The sequence below is a fragment of the Nocardioides sp. cx-173 genome (assembly GCF_021117365.1).
Classification (GTDB): domain Bacteria; phylum Actinomycetota; class Actinomycetes; order Propionibacteriales; family Nocardioidaceae; genus Nocardioides.
Window position 1 is genome coordinate 751,159 of the sequence record NZ_CP088262.1, and the last position, 16,217, is coordinate 767,375.

18 protein-coding genes and 1 tRNA gene are annotated in these 16,217 nt (G+C 72.6%); 14 read left to right on the forward strand and 5 right to left on the reverse strand.

Annotated elements, in window-relative coordinates; genetic code table 11:
- Window positions 1-4: 4 nt before the first annotated feature.
- On the forward strand, window positions 5-619 hold the full coding sequence (locus LQ940_RS03480; RefSeq protein ID WP_231244395.1) for a MazG family protein: 615 nt from the start codon (window positions 5-7) through the stop codon (window positions 617-619).
- Here the strand turns inward: LQ940_RS03480 and LQ940_RS03485 are convergent.
- Both LQ940_RS03485 and LQ940_RS03490 read right to left on the reverse strand, forming a co-directional pair.
- Entirely contained in the window at window positions 616-1,134 is a 519-nt protein-coding gene (locus LQ940_RS03485) for a MarR family winged helix-turn-helix transcriptional regulator (RefSeq protein WP_231244394.1), read from the reverse strand. The two genes, LQ940_RS03480 and LQ940_RS03485, sit on opposite strands and share 4 nt — an antisense overlap.
- Entirely contained in the window at window positions 1,131-2,012 is an 882-nt protein-coding gene (locus LQ940_RS03490) for an alpha/beta hydrolase (protein ID WP_231244393.1), read from the reverse strand. The genes LQ940_RS03485 and LQ940_RS03490 overlap by 4 nt, the downstream gene beginning before the upstream one ends.
- A gap of 157 nt (window positions 2,013-2,169) precedes the next feature.
- On the opposite strand from LQ940_RS03490, the gene eno reads away from it, so the two are divergent.
- The 12 genes from eno (at window position 2,170) to arr (ending at window position 12,814) form a co-directional block, all read left to right on the forward strand.
- Window positions 2,170-3,447 (forward strand): phosphopyruvate hydratase, encoded by a 1,278-nt coding sequence (gene eno / locus LQ940_RS03495; RefSeq protein ID WP_231244392.1) that lies wholly within the window; start codon window positions 2,170-2,172, stop codon window positions 3,445-3,447.
- Between the two features lie 9 nt (window positions 3,448-3,456).
- Window positions 3,457-4,047 carry an FtsB family cell division protein gene (locus tag LQ940_RS03500; protein WP_231244391.1) on the forward strand — a complete coding sequence of 197 codons (591 nt, stop codon included), beginning with the start codon at window positions 3,457-3,459 and terminating at the stop codon, window positions 4,045-4,047.
- A complete protein-coding gene (locus tag LQ940_RS03505) occupies window positions 4,044-4,538 on the forward strand; it encodes a DUF501 domain-containing protein (RefSeq protein ID WP_231244390.1) in 495 nt (164 codons plus the stop codon). The genes LQ940_RS03500 and LQ940_RS03505 overlap by 4 nt, the downstream gene beginning before the upstream one ends.
- Window positions 4,531-5,457 carry a Ppx/GppA phosphatase family protein gene (locus LQ940_RS03510; RefSeq protein WP_231244389.1) on the forward strand — a complete coding sequence of 309 codons (927 nt, stop codon included), beginning with the start codon at window positions 4,531-4,533 and terminating at the stop codon, window positions 5,455-5,457. The genes LQ940_RS03505 and LQ940_RS03510 overlap by 8 nt, the downstream gene beginning before the upstream one ends.
- On the forward strand, window positions 5,454-6,155 hold the full coding sequence (locus tag LQ940_RS03515; RefSeq protein WP_231244388.1) for a uracil-DNA glycosylase: 702 nt from the start codon (window positions 5,454-5,456) through the stop codon (window positions 6,153-6,155). The genes LQ940_RS03510 and LQ940_RS03515 overlap by 4 nt, the downstream gene beginning before the upstream one ends.
- A gap of 383 nt (window positions 6,156-6,538) precedes the next feature.
- A complete protein-coding gene (locus LQ940_RS03520) occupies window positions 6,539-7,765 on the forward strand; it encodes an HNH endonuclease signature motif containing protein (RefSeq protein ID WP_231243186.1) in 1,227 nt (408 codons plus the stop codon).
- A 52-nt stretch (window positions 7,766-7,817) separates the two neighbouring features.
- Window positions 7,818-8,849 carry a GNAT family N-acetyltransferase gene (locus LQ940_RS03525; protein ID WP_231243187.1) on the forward strand — a complete coding sequence of 344 codons (1,032 nt, stop codon included), beginning with the start codon at window positions 7,818-7,820 and terminating at the stop codon, window positions 8,847-8,849.
- 68 nt (window positions 8,850-8,917) lie between these two features.
- Window positions 8,918-8,991, forward strand: a tRNA-Leu gene (locus LQ940_RS03530).
- Window positions 8,992-9,094: 103 nt separating this feature from the next.
- Window positions 9,095-10,243, forward strand: a complete 1,149-nt coding sequence (locus LQ940_RS03535) for a zinc-dependent alcohol dehydrogenase (protein WP_231243188.1) — start codon at window positions 9,095-9,097, stop codon at window positions 10,241-10,243.
- A gap of 11 nt (window positions 10,244-10,254) precedes the next feature.
- Window positions 10,255-10,830 (forward strand): hypothetical protein, encoded by a 576-nt coding sequence (locus LQ940_RS03540; RefSeq protein WP_231243189.1) that lies wholly within the window; start codon window positions 10,255-10,257, stop codon window positions 10,828-10,830.
- 72 nt (window positions 10,831-10,902) lie between these two features.
- A complete protein-coding gene (locus LQ940_RS03545; protein WP_231243190.1) occupies window positions 10,903-12,270 on the forward strand; it encodes a GntP family permease in 1,368 nt (455 codons plus the stop codon).
- 82 nt (window positions 12,271-12,352) lie between these two features.
- Entirely contained in the window at window positions 12,353-12,814 is a 462-nt protein-coding gene (arr, locus tag LQ940_RS03550) for an NAD(+)--rifampin ADP-ribosyltransferase (protein ID WP_231243191.1), read from the forward strand.
- Here the strand turns inward: arr and LQ940_RS03555 are convergent.
- Window positions 12,811-13,926 carry an acyltransferase family protein gene (locus LQ940_RS03555; protein ID WP_231243192.1) on the reverse strand — a complete coding sequence of 372 codons (1,116 nt, stop codon included), beginning with the start codon at window positions 13,924-13,926 and terminating at the stop codon, window positions 12,811-12,813. The genes arr and LQ940_RS03555 overlap by 4 nt on opposite strands.
- A 74-nt stretch (window positions 13,927-14,000) precedes the next feature.
- Between LQ940_RS03555 and LQ940_RS03560 the strand changes: the two genes are divergently transcribed.
- On the forward strand, window positions 14,001-14,798 hold the full coding sequence (locus LQ940_RS03560) for an aminoglycoside phosphotransferase family protein (RefSeq protein WP_231243193.1): 798 nt from the start codon (window positions 14,001-14,003) through the stop codon (window positions 14,796-14,798).
- Here the strand turns inward: LQ940_RS03560 and LQ940_RS03565 are convergent.
- Together LQ940_RS03565 and LQ940_RS03570 are read right to left on the reverse strand one after the other, a co-directional pair.
- A complete protein-coding gene (locus LQ940_RS03565; RefSeq protein WP_231243194.1) occupies window positions 14,778-15,488 on the reverse strand; it encodes an alpha/beta fold hydrolase in 711 nt (236 codons plus the stop codon). The genes LQ940_RS03560 and LQ940_RS03565 overlap by 21 nt on opposite strands.
- 71 nt (window positions 15,489-15,559) lie before the next feature.
- Window positions 15,560-16,120, reverse strand: a complete 561-nt coding sequence (locus tag LQ940_RS03570; RefSeq protein WP_231243195.1) for a DUF1989 domain-containing protein — start codon at window positions 16,118-16,120, stop codon at window positions 15,560-15,562.
- Between the last annotated feature and the right edge of the window lie 97 nt (window positions 16,121-16,217).

Here is a 16,217-nt window from a genome sequence, read left to right on the forward strand (position 1 = left end):
GCCCATGACCGGGCCCATGACCGGGCGCGACGAGGGACAGCCGCTCGTCGAGTTCCTGCACGTCATGCGCCGGCTGCGGGCCGAGTGCCCGTGGAAGGCCGCCCAGACCCACCGCTCGCTCGCGCGCTACCTGCTCGAGGAGACGCACGAGACGCTCGAGGCGCTGGACACCGGCGACGCCGAGCACCTGCGCGAGGAGCTCGGCGACCTGCTGCTGCAGGTCTACTTCCACGCCGTCATCGCCGAGGAGTCCGGCCACTTCGACCTCGACGACGTCGCGCGCGAGATCACCGAGAAGATGGTGCGCCGCAACCCGCACGTCTTCGGCGACGGTGAGCCGTCCGCCGACGCGGCGGCGGTCACCGAGGCCTGGGAGGCCATCAAGGCCACCGAGAAGGACCGCTCCTCGGTCACCGACGGGCTGCCGCCCACCCTGCCCGCTCTGCTCTACGCCGACAAGGTCATCGACCGCCTCGCCCGCGAGGGCACGGCCGTGGACACCACCGGCGACGACCTCGGCGACCGGCTGCTCGCCCTCGTCGCCGAGGCCCGCGCGGAGGGCCGCGACCCCGAGCAGGCCCTGCGCGACGCCGTACGCCGCCGCGTCGAGCAGCCCTAGTCCCCGTCGGCGGCCGCCGCGGCGCCGGTGATCGCGCGGTCCAGCCTCGCCAGCATGCTCCGTACCGCCGCGACGTCGTCCGCGGTGCCGAGCCGGTCGTGCACGGCCCGCACGCTCGCGCGGACCCGCGGGAGACACTCGCCGACCTTCGCCCGGCCCGACTCCGTCAGCTCGAGGTCCCAGGACCGTCCGTCCCGGGCGTTCCGCCGGCGCAGGAGGTGGCCGGCCCGCTCCATGGCCGACAGGTAGCCGGACAGCGTGGTGGACCGGATGCCGAGGGCGCGGCCGAGGTCACCCGGCGTGTGCGCCCCGGCCGCGAGCTGGCTGTAGACGGCGTACTGGGCGGCGGAGATCCCGCACGGCGCCAGCGTGGAGTCCAGGAGGGCGCCCAGGTGCTGGTCGATGACGAAGAGGTCGAGGGCGGCGTTGCCGCCGGGCTGGTCCACGACGAAGCGGGGCTCGGCCCCAGGGGGGTTGCGGCCTCCCGGGGTCGGGTCCGGCGACGGCGTCGTCACGACCGGCTCCCAGGCCGGGTGGTCGCGATGAAGTCGGCCACCACCCGGCCCGTGGTCGTCTGGGCTCCCTCGAGGGTGAGGACCAGGTCCCACCCGTGCCCGTCGCGCAGGGCGAGGAACCGGGCGCCCGCGCGGGCGGCGAGCTCGCGGGCGGCGCGGAACTCCGAGGATGCGCCGTCGCGGCGGGCGCGGGCGACCAGGCCCGGGGTCGTGAGCCGGGGGGCGAGCCCGAGCAGGTGGACGCCGTCCCAGGCGCTGGGTCCCGAGAGGTCCACCCACGCGTCGACCGCGGCCCCCTGGGCCGTGGCGCGCACCGCGAGCGAGCCGCCCATGGAGGCGCCGAGCACGACGACCGTCCGCGCGCCGGCCTCGCGCCGCAGCCAGCGGGCGGCGAGGTCGACCTGGTCCGCGACCGCGGCCGCGCGGTCGTCGTCGCACGCGCTCGCCCCCGAGCCGCAGGGGTCGATGCTGAGGCTGGCGATGCCGCGGGCGGTGAGCGTGGCGGCGTACGGCAGCCAGCCGCACAGGCCGGGGGAGCCGGCCTGCGGCAGCATCACCACGGCGGCACCGCTCGATCGCGGCGGCAGGACGGCGGCGGCCCTGAGGTCCATGCCGGGCCCGCGCAGCGTCGCCGGCCGGATCGTGGCGGCCGCGGGGGTGTCGCTCAGGCACTGCTCGGCGACGTCCTCCTGGTCGTCCCAGGCCTCGGCCGTGGTCTCGGTGGGCGGGGCCCCTCTGTCGGTCGGACTGCCGGCCCCCTCGTCCTGGGACTCCTCGCCGGCGCACCCGGCCAGCCCCAGGGCGGCGACGAGGACCGCGACGAGGCAGGCGCGGCGCAGCCGCGGGCGGGTTCGAGGACGCTCTGGTGGGTGCGGCATGGGCCTCGGCGGGGTGGGAGCGGGGTGCCTCGAAATTACTACGAGATCGCAGTATCCGCCACGGTGCTCGACCGCCGGACCCGCCTCCCGGCAACCTCGGCCCGACCGGACTAGGCTGGCCCGGCAGACCGGCCCCCAGCTCAGGAGTGCATTCCCAGTGGCAGCAATCGAAGCAGTCGGCGCACGAGAGATCCTCGACTCGCGCGGCAATCCCACGGTCGAGGTCGAGGTACTCCTCGACGACGGCTCCTTCGCCCGGGCGATGGTGCCCAGTGGCGCCTCGACCGGCGCCTTCGAGGCGGTGGAGCTGCGCGACGGCGGCGACCGCTACGGCGGCAAGGGCGTCCAGCAGGCCGTCGCCGCCGTGGTCGACAAGATCGGCCCGGCCGTCGAGGGCCTGGACGCCGACGACCAGCGGGTGCTCGACCAGACCATGCTCGAGCTCGACGGCACGCCCAACAAGGCCACGCTCGGCGCCAACGCCATCCTCGGCGTCTCGCTCGCCGCCGCTCGCGCCGCGGCCGACTCCGCCGAGCTGCCGCTCTACCGCTACGTCGGTGGCCCCAACGCCCACCTGCTGCCGGTGCCGATGATGAACATCCTCAACGGCGGCTCGCACGCCGACTCCAACGTGGACGTGCAGGAGTTCATGATCGCGCCCATCGGCGCCCCGACCTTCCGCGAGGCCCTGCGCCAGGGCGCGGAGGTCTACCACGCGCTCAAGTCGGTGCTGAAGAAGAAGGGCCTCTCGACCGGCCTCGGCGACGAGGGCGGCTTCGCCCCCAACCTCGACAGCAACCGCGCCGCGCTCGACCTGATCGCCGAGGCCGTTTCGGCCGCCGGTCTCACCCTCGGGCGCGACATCGCGCTGGCCATGGACGTCGCCGCCTCCGAGTTCTTCAAGGACGGCTCCTACGCCTTCGAGGGCGGCTCCAAGAGCGCCGACGAGATGACGGCCTACTACGCCGAGCTGGTGTCGTCGTACCCGATCGTCTCCATCGAGGACCCCCTCGACGAGGACGACTGGGACGGCTGGAAGGCCATCACCGACGAGCTCGGCGGCCGCACCCAGATCGTCGGCGACGACCTGTTCGTCACCAACGTCGAGCGCCTGCAGCGCGGCATCAGCGGCGGCCAGGCCAACGCGCTGCTGGTGAAGGTCAACCAGATCGGCTCGCTCACCGAGACCCTCGACTCCGTCGAGCTGGCCCACCGCAGCGGCTACCGCTGCATGATGAGCCACCGCTCCGGCGAGACCGAGGACACGACGATCGCCGACCTCGCGGTCGCCACCAACTGCGGGCAGATCAAGACCGGCGCCCCGGCGCGGTCGGACCGCGTCGCCAAGTACAACCAGCTACTGCGCATCGAGGACGACCTCGGTGACGCCGCCCGCTACGCCGGCGCGTCCGCCTTCCCGCGCTTCCAGGCCTGACCCGGCCCCATGGCCGACAACCGCCGTACGCCGCCCCGCGGGTCCCGCCCGCGGGGCCGCACCGGCCCCGGGCGCGTCCCGGGGCGGGGCGCGGCCACCCGGGGTGGCGCGTCCACCCCGGGTCGCGGGGTCGCCCCGCCGCCCCAGCGGCGGCCGCGCTTCACCGCGCGTGCCGCGGTGCTGGTGCTCGTGGTCGCGGTGCTCGCGGTGTCCTACGCCTCCTCCATGGGCGCCTACCTCGACCAGCGCGCGGAGATCAACGCGCTCAAGGAGCGCAACGAGAAGACCTCCGCCAGCATCGACGAGCTGGAGCGTGAGACGCGGCGCTGGAAGGACCCGGCGTACGTCCAGGCCCAGGCGCGCGAGCGGCTGAAGTTCGTGATGCGGGGCGAGCGGTCCTACGTCGTCCTCGACGAGGACGGCGAGGCGCTCGAGAGCGAGTCCGAGCTCAGCGACCCCGCCGACCTCGACCGGGAGCCGCCCGAGGCCTGGTGGGGCCGGGCCTGGGAGTCCGTCGAGCTCGCCGGCCACCCGCCGAAGCCCGCGCCGCCGCCGGCCGCCCAGATCGACGGCTCCGACGAGCCCGACGGCGACCAGTGATCGACCCCGCCGACGAGGCGACGGTCGAGGCGCAGCTCGGCCGGTCCCCTCGGTCCATCCACGCGGTGGGCCACCGCTGCCCCTGCGGCAACCCCGACGTCGTCACCACCGAGCCGCGCCTGCCCAACGGCACGCCGTTCCCCACGACCTTCTACCTCACCTGCCCCCGCGCGGCCTCGATGATCGGCACGCTGGAGGGCTCGGGGCTGATGAAGGAGATGCAGGCCCGGCTGGGCGAGGATCCCGAGCTCGCTGCGGCCTACCGCGCCGCCCACGAGTCCTACCTCGCCTACCGCGCGACCCTCGGCGAGGTGCCCGAGATCGAGGGCATCTCCGCCGGCGGCATGCCCGACCGCGTCAAGTGCCTGCACGTCCTCGCCGCCCACGCGCTCGCCGCCGGACCCGGCGTCAACCCGCTCGGCGACGAGGTGCTCGCCCTGCTGGGCGAGTGGTGGGCCGCCGGCCCGTGCGTGAGTCGGCCCGTTGGTTGAGGAAGGCGCGCAGCGCCTGTCTCGAAACCCGGTCGCGGCCGTCGACTGCGGCACCAACACGATCAAGCTGCTGGTCGGGGACCTGCCCGACGTCGCCGTGCGCGAGATGCGCATGGTGCGCCTGGGCGAGGGCGTCGACCGCACCGGGCGCCTGGGCGAGGAGGCGCTGGCGCGGGCGTTCGCCGCGATCGAGGAGTACGCCGCGATCCTCGCCGAGCACGACGTCTCCCGGCTGCGCTTCTGCGCCACCTCGGCGACCCGTGACGCGGTCAACGCACAGGAGTTCTCGGACGGCGTCTACGCGCGGCTCGGCGTGCGCCCCGAGGTGCTCTCGGGGGAGGAGGAGGCGGCGCTGGCGTTCGCCGGCGCCGTGCGCAACCTCGCCGCAAGCCCGGACGCTCCGGTGCTGGTCGTCGACATCGGCGGCGGCTCGACCGAGCTGATCCTCGGCGACACCGCGCCGTCCGCAGCGGCGTCGATGGACATCGGCTCGGTGCGCCTGCACGAGCGGCATCTGCGCTCGGACCCGCCGACCGCCGACGAGGTGGCGGCGTGCGTCGCCGACATCGACGCGGCGCTGGACGCCTGCCCGGTCTCGCCCGCGGACGCGGCGACGGTCGTCGGCATCGCCGGCACCGTGACCACGGTCGCCGCCGGGGTGCTCGACCTGCCGGCGTACGAGCGCACCGCGATCGACCAGCAGGTGCTGGCGGTCGAGGCGGTGCACGCGACGGTGTCGCGGCTGGTGGCGATGCCAGTCTCCGAGCGGCTCGCGCTGCCCTATATGCACCCCGGACGTGCCGACGTGATCGACGCCGGTGCCTTGATCCTGTCGCGCGTCCTGCGGCGCACGTCGGTCCCGACCCTGGTGGTCTCCGAGTCCGACATCCTCGACGGGATCGCTTGGTCGCTCGTATGACCGGTGCGCCCGACGCCCTCGCCGCCCTGGAGGCGGAGATCGTGGAGTGCCGCCGGTGCCCGCGTCTGGTGGAGTGGCGCGAGCGGGTCGCGCGCGAGAAGCGGGCGGCGTTCGCCGACGAGACCTACTGGGGACGCCCGATCCCGGGCTTCGGGGTCGCCGACCCGGCCGTGCTCATCGTCGGGCTCGCGCCCGCCGCCCACGGCGCCAACCGCACCGGCCGGATCTTCACCGGCGACCGCTCCGGCGACTGGCTGTTCGCGAGCCTGTACCGCGTCGGCCTGGCCAACCAGCCCACCAGCACCCGCGCCGACGACGGCCTCCAGCTCACCGCGACCCGGATCGTCGCCGCCGTCCGCTGCGCCCCGCCCCAGAACAAGCCCACGCCCCAGGAGCGCGACAACTGCGCCCCCTGGCTCGACATCGAGCTCAAGCTCATCGCCCCGTCCCTGCGTGCGGTCGTGGCCCTCGGCTCGATCGGCTGGGCCGCCTCGCTGCGCGCCTTCCGCGCCGCCGGCTGGGACGTGCCCCGCCCCCAGCCCCGCTTCGGCCACGACGCCTCCGCCACCATCGGCACACCCTACGGCGACCTCGAGCTCCTCGGCTGCTACCACCCCAGCCAGCAGAACACCTTCACCGGCAAGCTCACCGAGCCCATGATCGACGCTGTCCTCACCCGCGCCGCCAGCTACGCCTGACCCTGAGGGGGCAGGTCTCGAGGCTCAGGCGCCAGGGCGCCTTCACACCTCGACCACCGAGGCCATTCGGTGGTCGAGGTGCGAGCGAAGCGAGCTTCGAGACCTCGTGAGCCGGGAAGCGGCCTCGGGGTGCGGCGGTGAGGTCGCCAGTCACGTCACCGGGTCTCGAGGCTCAGGCGTTGCACGCCTTCGCACCTCGACCACCGAAGGGGCGCGCGGGCGCCTTCGAACCTCGACCACCGAGGGCTTTCGGTGGTCGAGGTGCGAGCGAAGCGAGCCTCGAGACCACCTCACGAAGATGGTCGAAGAAGTCCTCAGATCCCTTGTGGATAAAGGGGATTCTCGACCCACCCACTGTCGGTGGCGCCTGGTTGAGTAGTCCTATGAGCAGCCCCGCCGCCCCCACCGCGAGCCACCCCGTGGCCGCCGGAGTGGCGCGGCTGCGTGAGCAGGTCGCCGACCTCAACCAGACCCCGGTGTGGTCGATGACCCCCACCGAGACCGCGCAGGCGTTGGCCGATGCGACCCGGCTGCGCGCCCAGGCCGACGAGCTCACGCTGCGCCTGGCCGCCCACGCCGACACCACCCAGGTCGGCGTCGAGACCGGGGCGACCTCGACCGCGGTCTACTGGGCCCACACCACCCACCAGACCCAACGCGCCACCGCCGCAGCGATGAAGCTCGCCCACGCGTTGGAGCGCCACGACACCATCGCCGCCGCGCTCGCAGAAGGCGTGATCCTCACCGACCAGGCCCAGGTCATCGTCGAGGCCGTTGATGCCCTGCCCGAGGACGTGCAGCCCGAGGTCCGCTCCGAGGCCCGTGCGCACCTGCTGGCCCAGGCCGCGCACCACGACGCGAGAGCGTTGCGGGTCCTGGGCAGACGGATCCTCGACGTCGTCGCCCCCGAGGTTGGCGAGGCCCACGAGGCCAAGGCCCTCGAAGCCGAAGAACGGCGTGCCGAGCAGAAGGCCCGGCTCACGATGCACGACGACGGCCACGGCACCACCTACGCCCGGTTCCAGATCCCCACCCACGTCGCGGACCGGTTCCGCAAACAGCTCGGCGCGATCGCCAACCCCCAGGCCGGAGGGGAAGGCAGCACCCCGCACGGCATGGGGTTGGCCTTCATCGCCTATATCGAGCGCTACCCCACCGACCGGCTCCCCGCCTCCGGCGGCCTGGACGCCACCGTCGTGGTCACCATGACCCTCGAGACCCTCCTGGGTGGGCTGAAGGCGGCCCAGCTCGACACCGGCACCCAGATCAGCCCCGCCCTGGCCCGCACGCTCGCCTGCCAGGCCGGAGTCATCCCCGCCGTCCTCGGCACCCGGTCGCAGGTCCTCGACCTGGGCCGCAAGGCCCGGTTCCACACCAAGGCCCAACGCATCGCGCTCGCCGTCCAGCACGGCGGCTGCTACACCGCGGGCTGCGAACGCCCCTCCGCGTGGTGCCAGGCCCATCACCTCGACCCCTGGTCCGGAGGCGGCGACACCTCCGTCGAACGCGGCGCCCTGCTCTGCAACCGTCACCACACCCTGGCCCACCACCCCGACTACTCGATGACCCAGCTCCCCGGCGGCAAGGTCGCCTTCACCAAGCGCGAGTGAGGCGCCGGTCCCTATGCGATGGGATGGCCCCACCCGTGGAACGATCCGCCCCATGACGCACACGCCTGGCCTCAGCGAAGCAGAAGCCCTGGCGGCTCTCGCTGCCCACCCGGCGATCACCTGGCGCCCCTTCGGTCGTGAGGACCTCCCCGCCATCGCCGACCTCTACGCCGAGTGCGAGGCGTACGACCGCAACCCCGAACGGCAGTCTCTCGGGGGCCTGCAGGAGTTCTGGGACTCGCCACGATCACGCGCGGACGAGGACACGCTCGTCGGGTACGACGTCGACGGTCGAGTGGTTGCCACGGCGTGGGCCGGCTGCAACCGCGCCGTCACCGAGCGACGAGGCGTCTACCTCGGTGGAGCCGTCCGCCCGGACCGCCGTGGCGAGGGCATCGGACGGTCCGTGCTGCGGTGGGAGGTCGCGCATGCGCTCGCCTGGGATCAAGCCACTCGTGAAGAGGGGTACGGGCCGCTCACCCTGCGCCTGTACGCCCCGTCCGACCAAGCCGATGTGCGGGATCTGGCCGAAAGGCAAGGCCTGGCGGTCGAGCGCTACTTCTTCGAGATGTCGCGCCAGATCAGTGAGCTGCCTCCGGTGCCCGACCTCGACGACGTGGCCGTCATCGACTGGGACCCAGCACGCAGTCGAGAGACCCACCACGTGGTCGACCTCGCGTTCCACGACCACTGGGGCCACGTGGATCGGACCGATGAGATGTGGGACGAGGTCACGGCTTCCGAGGCCTTCCGTGCCGAGTGGTCCCTGGTGGCGATCGAGCGCGCGACGGGGGCCGTCGTCGGCGCTGCCCTCAACTGCGCGTACGAGCAGGACTGGCAGGCCACGGGTGTCACCGAGGGGTACACCGACGAGTTGGCGGTGGCGCGGAGCCATCGCGGCCGAGGCATCGCCAGTGCGCTCCTGGTGGAGTCCATGCGTCGCTTCGCCATCTCGGACATGCAGGCCGCAGCTCTCAGCGTCGACGCCGCCAACCCCTCCGAGGCGCTTCGACTGTACGAAAGCCTCGGCTACGAGCAGATATCCAGCACCTGCGCCCACGGCCTCGCGAGCCCGTCGAGTTGAGGGTGTGGCGCCGTCCCCTCACCAGCGCTGCTCACGGGTGGCGGTCGCTGGGATACTCGACCCGCCTCGCCCCCGTATCCCAACCGGCAGAGGAAGCCGCCTTAAAAGCGGTTCAGTCTGGGTTCGAACCCCAGCGGGGGCACCGTCGCACCGCTGACCCGTCACAAACTTTGTGACGGGTCAGCGGTGCATCAGGTCGCGGGGGGTACTGGACGGGTCCACGCCGTCCCCAGGAGAGGTCCCGCATGAGAGCGATGGTCTACCGCGGTCCGTACCGGATCCGCGTCGAGGAGAAGCCACGACCGCGGATCGAGCACCCCAACGACGCGATCGTGAAGGTGGAGCTCGCGGCCATCTGCGGCTCCGACCTGCACCTGTACCACGGGATGATGCCGGACACCCGGGTCGGCCACACGTTCGGCCATGAGTTCATCGGCCGTGTCGACGAGGTCGGCTCGTCGGTGCAGCACCTGCAGGTGGGCGACCGGGTCATGGTGCCGTTCAACGTCTTCTGCGGCTCGTGCTTCTTCTGCGCGCGCGGGCTCTACTCCAACTGCCACAACGTCAACCCCAACGCCACCGCGGTCGGCGGCATCTACGGCTACTCCCACACCACGGGCGGGTACGACGGCGGGCAGGCCGAGTACGTCCGGGTCCCGTTCGCTGACGTCGGTCCCAGCAAGATCCCGGACTGGCTCGACGACGAGGACGCCGTGCTGCTCACCGACGCGCTGGCGACCGGCTACTTCGGCGCGCAGCTCGGCGACATCCACGAGGGCGACGTCGTCGTGGTCTTCGGAGCCGGTCCGGTCGGACTGTTCGCCGCCAAGTCGTCCTGGCTGATGGGCGCCGGGCGGGTCATCGTGATCGACCACCTCGAGCACCGTCTGGCCAAGGCCCGCGAGTTCGCGCACGCGGAGACCTACAACTTCACCGAGTACGACGACATCGTGGTGCTGCTGAAGAAGATCACCGACCACCTCGGCGCCGACGTGGCGATCGACGCGGTCGGCGCCGAGGCCGACGGCAACCTGCTGCAGCACGTGACGTCGGCCAAGCTCAAGCTGCAGGGCGGCTCGCCCATCGCGCTCAACTGGGCGATCGACGGCGTGCGCAAGGGCGGGACCGTGTCGGTGATGGGTGCCTACGGCCCGATCTTCAGCGCCGTGAAGTTCGGCGACGCGCTCAACAAGGGGCTCACCCTGCGCATGAACCAGGCGCCCGCGAAGCGCCAGTGGCCGCGCCTGCTCGAGCACATCCGCAACGGCTACCTCAAGCCGAGCGAGATCGTGACGCACCGGATCCCGCTCGAGCACATCGCCGAGGGCTACCACATCATGTCCGCCAAGCTCGACGGCTGCATCAAGCCGCTCATCGTCCCGACCGCGTCCTGAGGAGCCCCGAGATGCCGCTCACCGACCCGTACGCCGGCCGCAAGCCGGCCCTGCCCGAGTCCGTCGACTCGCTGCGTCAGCGCATCCCCGGCTGGGGAGCCGACCTCGACCCGGCCGACCGCCCGTCGTACCCGCGCGAGCGGCTCGACCTGCGACCCGAGGGCGCGGTGTGGGACCTGCCGGAGCCGCAGCCCCATGATGGCTACCGCGAGCGGTCGATCGAGCACGCCGACCTGACCCCGGTCTTCGGTACGGCGCAGCCCCTGCACGGGGTCTCCGGCGCGATCCGGCGCCTGGCCTACGAGCGCTACAGCGAAGGCCGCGCCGCTCACTGGCTGCTGCTCATCGCCGGCGACCGGGTCGACGTCCTCGGCAGCACGCTGTGCTCCTTCGCGACCCGGCACCCCGACAACCTCCTCACCGAGACCGGCATCAAGGCCGAGCTCACCCACGGCGGCCTCAAGTCGCGGCTCGGACGCAAGCGCGCCGACCTGGTGCACCAGCCGCTGGACCCCGTCATCGTGGTGGGGCCGTGGGTGGTGGGCGCGCTCGCGGGATGGAGTGTGGTCCGCCGGCTGCGCCGCTGAGGCGCGGCTCGTCGCCCTTCGCCGGCGAGTCCCCTAACGTGGGCGGCCACGCCTCACAGAACGGACTCGGCCATGGAGATCGTGCACTCGAGCATCGCCATCCTCGCGGCGATCGTGCTCATCATCGCGCTCAAGATCGACCCGGTGATCTCGCTGCTGGTGGCGTGCATCTACCTCGGGCTCGCCACCGGTCAGGGCGGCGAGGGCACGGTCGCCCAGATCACCGGCGGGTTCGGCGAGATCATGGCCGAGGTCGGCCTGCTCATCGGCTTCGGCGTGCTGATCGGGGCGCTGCTGCACTCGATGGGCACCTTCCGCGATCTGGTCGAGATCCTGGCGCGCCGCGTGGGCAAACGACTGCCGTACGCCATGGCGGCCACGCTCTCGGTCATCTTCCCCTCGATCTACGTCGACGTGCAGGTGGTCCTGGCCGCGCCGATGGCCAAGGAGTCGGCCCCCGCGGTGGACCGCCGCATCGGCCTGCCCTGGCTGGCGGGGGCGATGGCCGTCGGCATCTTCTCCGGCTACGTCTTCGTCGTCCCGGGCCTCGCCGCGGTCGCCATCGCCGGGCTGATGGACGTGCCGCTCGGCACCTACCTGATCTACGGCGTGCCGATCGGGCTGGCGACCGCCCTGATCACGACCGTCCTGTTCCGGCTGCTGCTCGCCCGTGGCTACTGGAACGACGAGACCGACTACGACCGGGACGTGGTGCTCGTGGACGGCCGGCCGCACGTTGAGGTCGAGGACGTCCCCCCGGACGAGGCCGCGTCGCGGCTGCCGCTCCTGGTGCGGCTGCTGCCCATCCTGGTGCCGCTCGTGCTGATCGCGACGGCCGCGACCCTCGACGTGATCGGGGATGCGCCCGCCGTCGTGAGCTTCCTCGGCGACGCCAACATCGCCCTGTTCATCGGGCTCCTCATCGCGTTCGTCATGGTCCGGATGACGCTGGACCCCGACGGCGTCGGCAAGGTCCTCGGCGCCGGCTTCCACACCACCGGCGAGATCCTGCTGGTCACCGGCGTCGGCGGGTCGCTGGGCGCCGTCATCGCCGAGAGCGGCATGGACAAGAAGCTCGAGGACCTGTTCTCGGCCGACGCCAACGCGCCGGTGCTGCTCAGCATCCTGCTCGCCTGGTTCATCGCCGCGGTGCTGCACTTCGCGATCGGCTCGGTCTCGGTCGGCGCCATCACCGCGGCCGGCATCATCTCGCCGGTGGTGGGCTCGCTCGGCGTGGACCCGGTCGTCATCGCGCTCGCCATCGCCTCCGGCGCGATGTTCGCCCTGCACGTCAACAGCAACTTCTTCTGGATGTTCAGCACGCTGCTGGACCTCTCGACCAAGGGCAGCCTGAAGACGCTGACGGTCGCCACCTCGATCGGCGCGGTGGTCTCCCTGCCCCTCGTCCTGCTCGCCAGCCTGGTCGCCGCCGCCACCTGACCCCCCTCGGTGGTTGAGGTGCGAGCGAAGCGAGCCTCGAAACCACCAGCGAGTCTCGCCCACCCAGGCCAGGATGTGACCCATGAGCAACGAGCGCAGCGATCCCGGTCCGGTCACCTACGAGCGCTACGACCATGTCGAGGGACCGTTCTTCCACGGCACGAAGGCGGCGCTGGCGGTCGGCGACGAGCTGGTGCCCGGCTACGGGTCGAACTTCCAGGAGGGCCGGATCCTTAAGCACATCTACTTCACCACCGTCCTGGAGACCGCGGTGTGGGGAGCCGAGCTCGCCACCGCCCTGGCCGGCCTCGAGGAGCGCGGCCACATCTACGTCGTCGAGCCGACCGGCCCGTTCGAGGACGACCCGAACGTCACCGACAAGAAGTTCCCCGGCAACCCCACGCGCTCCTACCGCACCCATGACCCGCTCCGGGTCGTCGGCGAGATCGACGACTGGCAGGGTCACCCGCCCGAGGTCCTGCAGGGGATGCTCGACGGCCTCGCCACCCTGCGCGCCGAGGGGCGCGACGTCATCTTCGACTAGCTCTCCGCAGGCACCCGCTCGCGACGACGGGCGGCGAGGCGTACGCCGTACCGGCGCAGCGGGTCCTCGAAGAGCACGTGCGCGAGGTGTGCGGCGACGAACGCCAGCGCGATCCCGACCGCGGTGGAGAGCAGCGAGCCGGGGAAGCCCCAGTCGCCGGGCAGCACGCCCTCGGCGGCGTTGAGCCCGAAGTTGTGCAGCAGGTAGAGCGCGTAGGAGAGCCCGGCGATGTAGACCATCGGCGCCGAGCCTAGCCACGCCACCCGCGGCGAGGTCGTGGTGACCAGCCCGGCGAGGGTGAGCGCGACGAGCAGGCCGAAGACCGGGTAGAGCCGGCCCTGGGGGAGCACCTCGCCCGTGCCGAACTGCAGTGCCACGACGAGGACGCACAGCCCCAGCAGCACCGGCGGGCGACCGGCCACCGAGAGTCGCTCGTACGACGCCCGGTGGTGCAGCAGCGTCGCGGCGAGCGCGCCCAGCGCGATCGGCGTGTAGCTCTCCAGCGACACGCCCCACCCGCCGCCGAGGTAGCCGGCGACGGAGCAGGCCAGCGCGACGGCGGCCAGTGCGAGCGCCTGCGGGCGGGCGCGGGCCCTGAGCAGGACGAAGCCCAGCACCGGCCACACGAGGTAGAACTTCTCCTCGATCCCGATCGACCAGGCCATGTCGAACGGCACCAGCACGCCGTCGTTGAAGAAGACCGAGTGCTCGGGGAAGAACAGCACGAAGTAGGGGATGTTCTCGACGAACGCGTCGCGCCGCTCGGGCTGCATGCCGAGGCCGAGGATGAGGACGCAGTAGAGCGCGAGGACGGCGAAGAACATCGGGTAGATGCGGAAGAGCCGGCGTACGTAGAACCCGCCCAGGTCGACCCGCCCACCCTCGCCCCGCTCCTCGCTGCGGGCCCGCTCGCGCAGCAGCAGGGTGTTGATGAGGAAGCCGCTGAGCACGAAGAACAGCGTGACCCCCGACGGCCCGTGCAGTCGCGGCCACACGTGCTCGTAGGCGGGGTGCGCGGTGAAGACCAGCAGGATCGACAGCGCCCGCACCCCGTCGAGGGCGGGGAAGCGGCGCAGGGCGCGGTAGTCCGCGTGCGCGATCGAGCCCCCCATGGCCTTCACCCCCTCGTCGGCCGAGGGGACCGTACCCGCGCGCGTACGGCGCGAAACGATGCGACGCTGCTCCCGTGGCGAACCACGACGTGACGATCGAGGGCCAGGTGGTGCGCAAGCGCTACCGGCGGACGAGCCGCGACGAGCCCGCGCGGGAGTGGGCTGCCCTCGTGCTGCTCCACGAGCACACCCCCGGCCTGGCGCCGCGGCCCCTCGCCCTCGAGACCGACCCTCCGGCCGTGGTGATGTCACGAGTGGACGGCGCACCCCTCGACGCCGTGCTCACCCCGCGCCTGCTCGCGGCGATGGTCGACGCCTACCGCACGCTCTTCGCCGTGCCCGTGCCGCCGGACACCCCGCGGCGCTTCTGGCACCCCGAGGCCTTCCTGGGCAACAACGTCGCGTGGCTGGAGGAGGAGCACGCGCGTCCGGGCCTCCCCGACCTCGTACGCCGAGCGCTCGCCGCCGCCCGTACCTGGCACGCCGACCCACCGCCCGGGCTGGACCGGATCGAGGACCCGGTCCTCGCCCAGGGCGACGGCAAGGTCGACAACATGCTCTGGGACGGCTCCTGCGTGCGCCTGGTCGACTTCGAGGGCTCCGGGGTCGGCGACCTCGCCTTCGAGGTGGCCGACCTGGCCGAGCACATCTCCGCGCGCCTGCTGGGCCTGCGCGACCCCGAGTCAGTGGTCGCCGCCTTCGACCTCAGCCCAGCCCAGCGCGAGCGGGCGGCGGCGTACCGGATCGTCCTCGCCACCTTCTGGCTGCTCGGGCTCCTCCCCGGCAACCGTGGCCACGGCCTCAACGCGGAGGGCAGCGACCGTCGCCAGGCCGCGCACCTGCTCGACCTGCTAGGCCGGGAAGGCGCCTGAGGTGCCGGCCTCCCTGACGTAGCCGGAGAGGATCCCGGCCAGCTCCTCGGGCCGGCTCAGGTGCGGGCAGTGCCCGCTGTCGATCGTGTCCGGCGCGGTGATCCCCAGCCGCTGCGCCGCCACCTGCCGCTGCACGGGCGGCGGCAGGAACCGGTCCCGCGTCGTCACGACGTACCTCGCCGGGATGCTCGGCAGCGCCGCCCCCGGCCAAGGCGCCTCCCCGAGCGCCTCGCTGGTCGCCCGCTCCCGCGCCATCGCCTCGTGCGCCAGGTCCTCCGGGACGTCGTGGTAGAACGCGACCATCGGATCCGCGCTGCCGGTGAGCCCACCGTCCGCCTTGGCGGCCGCAGCCACCGCGTCGGACCACCCGACGTTCCCGAACCACTCGCCCGCGCTCTCACCGGCCGCCGGCACCATCCCGGCCACGTAGACCTGCAGCACCGCCCCCACCCTATCCGCCACGAGCGGTACGACGAACCCTCCGGCCGACTGCCCGACCACCACCACGTCCTCGGCGGCGCCCACCGCGTCCACCACCGTCGCGACGCAGTCCGCCCAGGTCGCGTCCTCGCGGTCGGTCGGAAGGTCGGGCGCGGTGGCCTGATGACCCCGCTCGCGCAGGGCACTCACCACGAGCCGCCAGGCCGCGCCGTCGTCGCCGGACCCGTGCACCAGTGCGAACGTCGTCATGGTGCTCCGACCTCGCCCGGCGCCCGGACTCATCGTCGGCGAGGTTCACGTGCGCGCGACAGGGCTCCCCGCTAAGAGATCTCGACGTGCAGCTCGCCGGGGCGCCAACCCGGGATGTCGGTGTCGGGGCAGGCCGAGACGGCGACCACGGTCGGCATCAGGGCCAGCAGGGTGAGTGAGTCACCGGGTCGGTTGGCCGAGGCCGAGAGAGCGTCGTAGTACTCATCCGTGGCCGTGGACAGGATCCCGAAGCTCGCCATCCCCGTGAGGTGGCCACGGGTGAGGCCGAGGGCGGCGGAGGTGAGGTCGCGGCAGCCCGGACGTCGATCGGGGTACACCTCGCGGTAGCAGCCCGGCATGACGACGTCGAGGACCTGCTCGCCCCGGATCTCCTCGACTCGCAGGATCGCCGAGCCCTCGCCGTCGTAGAGGCTCATCCCGGCAGCAACGTGGAAGAGCATCACCGGCCGGCGGTGGGTGGCCCAGCCGTTGATGTTGCGGGTCAGGGCGGGGTCGAAGCCGACAAAGGTCAGGTCACCGCCCTGGTCGCCCGCTGGCATCGTGACGGTGAGGCGTTGGCCCGCCTCGAGCGGGAAGGCCTGGGCTGTGGCGTGGGGGATGGTGACGGTCATCAGCGGCTCCTGGTGAGGGAACCGCCTGCGGTGGCCACTTCGTGTGGCCCCGCCGGTCCGGGAGTCCGGGCACGACGACGGACGATCGCGCGACCCG

Bases quoted from the DNA above. Each gene is read 5' to 3' on its own strand.
- LQ940_RS03500 (WP_231244391.1), top strand. From the start codon at position 3,457: ATGGCCGACAACCGCCGTACGCCGCCCCGCGGGTCCCGCCCGCGGGGC.
- LQ940_RS03545 (WP_231243190.1), top strand. From the start codon at position 10,903: ATGGAGATCGTGCACTCGAGCATCGCCATCCTCGCGGCGATCGTGCTC.
- LQ940_RS03520 (WP_231243186.1), top strand. From the start codon at position 6,539: ATGAGCAGCCCCGCCGCCCCCACCGCGAGCCACCCCGTGGCCGCCGGA.
- LQ940_RS03540 (WP_231243189.1), top strand. From the start codon at position 10,255: ATGCCGCTCACCGACCCGTACGCCGGCCGCAAGCCGGCCCTGCCCGAG.
- LQ940_RS03480 (WP_231244395.1), top strand. From the start codon at position 5: ATGACCGGGCCCATGACCGGGCGCGACGAGGGACAGCCGCTCGTCGAG.
- arr (WP_231243191.1), top strand. From the start codon at position 12,353: ATGAGCAACGAGCGCAGCGATCCCGGTCCGGTCACCTACGAGCGCTAC.
- LQ940_RS03535 (WP_231243188.1), top strand. From the start codon at position 9,095: ATGAGAGCGATGGTCTACCGCGGTCCGTACCGGATCCGCGTCGAGGAG.
- LQ940_RS03525 (WP_231243187.1), top strand. From the start codon at position 7,818: ATGACGCACACGCCTGGCCTCAGCGAAGCAGAAGCCCTGGCGGCTCTC.
- LQ940_RS03555 (WP_231243192.1), bottom strand. From the start codon at position 13,926: ATGGGGGGCTCGATCGCGCACGCGGACTACCGCGCCCTGCGCCGCTTC.
- LQ940_RS03490 (WP_231244393.1), bottom strand. From the start codon at position 2,012: ATGCCGCACCCACCAGAGCGTCCTCGAACCCGCCCGCGGCTGCGCCGC.
- LQ940_RS03565 (WP_231243194.1), bottom strand. From the start codon at position 15,488: ATGACGACGTTCGCACTGGTGCACGGGTCCGGCGACGACGGCGCGGCC.
- LQ940_RS03570 (WP_231243195.1), bottom strand. From the start codon at position 16,120: ATGACCGTCACCATCCCCCACGCCACAGCCCAGGCCTTCCCGCTCGAG.
- LQ940_RS03515 (WP_231244388.1), top strand. From the start codon at position 5,454: ATGACCGGTGCGCCCGACGCCCTCGCCGCCCTGGAGGCGGAGATCGTG.